Genomic DNA, 3,305 nt, shown 5'->3' with positions numbered 1-3,305 from the left:
GCTTCAGGGGATCATACCCTAAAAATCTGGGACACCGAGACATGCTGGGAACTGAAAACTCTTACTGGTCATAGTAACTCGGTATATGCAGTGGCGATCGCACCCGACGGAAAAACAGCGATTTCTGCTTCATCGGATAAAACCCTGAAAATCTGGGACACCGAGACAGGCAGGGAACTCAAAACTCTCACTGCTCATAACTCGGTAATGGCAGTAGCGATCGCACCAGATGGCAAAACAGCGATTTCGGCTTCAAGGGGTAACCCCCTGGAAATCTGGGACACCGAGACAGGTCAGAAACTGGAAACTCTCACTCGTCATACTTGGAGGATGGGAGCGCCAGTGGCAATCGCACCCGACGGAAAAACAGCGATTTCGGCTTCAAAAAAGTATGATACTCTGGAAATCTGGGACACGGAGACAGGCTGGGAACTGAAAACTCTCTCTGGTCATAGTAGCGGGGTAAATGCAGTGGCGATCGCACCCGATAGCAAAACCGCGATTTCCGCTTCATCGGATAGAACCCTGAAAATCTGGGATTTGCTTAGCGGTGAAGAGGTTGCTAGTTTCAGTGGAGATTATGAATTTGATTGCTGTGCAATTTCGCCTGATGGAGTGACAGTTGTAGCGGGGGATTCGTTGGGCCGGGTGCATTTCCTGAGATTGGAGGGAATGGGGGATTTGTGCGCCGAGGCCAGAAACCGGGTTTCTTCCTAGATATCTCGTTGGGAAGCTGGGATTTTTCAGAGAAACCCGGTTTCTTTGCGTAGGACTGAAAATGTCAAAATTAAATGAGGATAAAACAATAATGACTGCCATATTTGTACGGGCGGGTTCGCCAACAATTCTTGCTACATAACGAATAATCTTGATAACCCGCCCCCACCCAACGAATAACCCCTAACAACGATCCTCGCCTTATTGTTAAATTTAATGTAATTTTTAATCTTTTCGTGGGGTGGGGGCGGGTTTTTAGGATTGTCGATAGCTGTCAGATATTTAGGCGAACCCGCATCTACTGGCCTTATAATTATGGTGTTGGATTATTTGCAAAAACATGAAATTCAACCCTGATATCCATCATCGCCGGTCTATCCGTCTACCAGGATATGACTATAGCCAACCAGGTGCATATTTTGTAACAATCTGTATTTGGCAACGTGAATGTTTATTAGGTGAAATTCAAGATGGGAATATTTTATTAAACAGTTATGGTCAAGTTGTTAATTTTAATTGGTTTAATCTTATCAAGGTCTATCCTAATATTGAATTAGACTCTTTTGCGATCATGCCGAATCATATTCATGGAATTATTCTCATAAAAGATCGGAATCAAAATTGTAGTTTATCGGAAATTGTTAGAGGTTTCAAAACATTTTCTGCCCGTCGGATCAATCAACTACGTTCTATTTCAGGTATACCTGTATGGCAAAGGGGTTATTATGAACATATTATCCGTAACGAAACCGCTTTATCTAAAATTCAGGAATATATTATCAATAATCCGTATAATTGGGAAACCGATGAAATGCACCCATGTCAAAAATTTAACAATTCCCAGAAAATCAATATTAAATTAAATAAGAAAAATATCCTATCGATAAATTTATCATAATACCCACAATCTGTAGGGGCGGGTTCGCCAACAATTCTTGCCAGATAACGAATAATCTTGAAAACCCGCCCCCACCAAACGAATAACCCCTAACAACGATCCTCGTCTTATTGTTAAATTTAATGTAATTTTTAATCTTTTCGTGGGGTGGGGGCGGGTTTTTAGGATTGTTGATGGGTGTCAGATATTTGGGCGAACCCGCCCCTACAGACTTAAAATCTTGAAAAATCGGCCCCTAGAAAGATGGTAAAATTAGGAATGCTAAAATAATATAAAAATTGTAAGGTAGGTTCACCGATGGATTTTGTCACCGCTCGATAATCTCGATCGACCTGTCCTTCCCAACCGATAAAAGTTATCAACCGTCCTAGTATCCTAATTTTTAAGACTAGCTCCAGAGGAATAGTATAATGGCATTAAAAGAGCAGCAACCCCCTGAGTCAAATAAATCAGTTCATTCAGATGCCAAACCTGCGGAAAGTTCCCTATGCGATGCTGCGGGACAAGTGGTAGCAGGAATTGGAGATGCGATCGCACAAGCCACATCCCAAGCCGGAAAAGCAGGCGCGATCGCCACAGAAGTAATTGGTACAGCGGCAACTACAGCAGCAAAACAAACTCACGATTTGTTAGACTTCGCTACTGAAGAAGCGGGAAAATTGCTGGGGATGGTGGGCGATAACCCCGTACTCAAAAAAGTTCTCAAAGTTTTTAGGGCTGACTGGCTGCTGAGTTTAGCTGGTTCTGTGGATATCGCAAGTGCGGAGGCTGCTGTTAGAAAGTTGCAGCAGGAATATCCACAGGAAAGTCCGAGTGAGATCGCTCACCGAATTATGGTAGAGAAGGCTGTCTATGCAGGCGGAATTGGCTTGGTAAGCAGCGTTTTGCCGGGGGTGGCGGTGGCACTGCTGGCAGTGGATTTGGTGGCTACAACGCAGTTGCAGACGGAAATGCTTTATCAAATTGCCGCAGCTTATGGGATGGATTTGCATTCTCCGGCGCGGCGGGGAGAAGTTTTAGGGATTTTTGGGCTGTCGCTGGGAGGATCGCGAGCACTGAAGGCGGGTTTGGGATTGCTACGAAATGTCCCTCTGGCAGGGATGGCGATCGGCGCGAGTACGAATGCCGTGATGCTTTATACACTAGGCTATGCAGCTTGTCGGTTTTATGAAGCCAAGGTGAATCCTTTGACATCGCCAGCGGCGGCCCAGGAGATTCAGAGGGAAAGTGAGGAATATTTAACAGTGGCGATCGCACAACAAGCAATCGTCGATCAGATTTTAGTTCATCAGATTTTAGCAAGTTATCCCGATAAGTCTTGGTCGGATATTTTGCCAGAATTGCAAGCATTAAATTTAGCCCCAACCACACTGGATGTAATTGCTGCTAATATTCAATCGCCAGTACCTTTAGAGCAGCTTTTGGATAAGCTCAATCGCGACTATGCAATGGCTTTACTGGCGAGATGCTACACAATTTCTCAGCTAGATTGCGTGGTAACGGAGCAAGAACAGAAGCTAATGGTAGCGATCGCATCTAAGTTTAATATTGATTTAAAGGCAGTCGAAGAAGCTGTAAAATCTGAGTTAACCAGGAGCGATGGTGCTTAAAAATTGGTAATTGGTAATTGGTAATTGGTAATTGGTAATGGCTAATGGCTAATGGCTAATTACCCATCCTCCCCATTCTC

General features: G+C 44.1%; 3 protein-coding genes. All 3 read left to right on the top strand.

The annotated features are described in order from the left end of the window. A partial coding sequence (locus PN499_RS16150) for a WD40 repeat domain-containing protein (RefSeq protein ID WP_272033070.1) occupies nucleotides 1-717 on the top strand: 717 nt, incomplete at its 5' end. A 340-nt stretch (nucleotides 718-1,057) separates the two neighbouring features. Next, entirely contained in the window at nucleotides 1,058-1,615 is a 558-nt protein-coding gene (locus PN499_RS16145; protein ID WP_272033068.1) for a transposase, read from the top strand. Between the two features lie 410 nt (nucleotides 1,616-2,025). Further along, on the top strand, nucleotides 2,026-3,225 hold the full coding sequence (locus PN499_RS16140) for a hypothetical protein (protein WP_272033066.1): 1,200 nt from the start codon (nucleotides 2,026-2,028) through the stop codon (nucleotides 3,223-3,225). Nucleotides 3,226-3,305: the final 80 nt, after the last annotated feature.

Origin of the sequence: Kamptonema animale CS-326 (assembly GCF_028330895.1) — a bacterium.
Lineage (GTDB): Bacteria > Cyanobacteriota > Cyanobacteriia > Cyanobacteriales > Microcoleaceae > Kamptonema > Kamptonema formosum.
The sequence above is the reverse complement of the archived record's forward strand: the minus strand, read 5'-3'. Positions and strand labels throughout refer to the sequence as shown.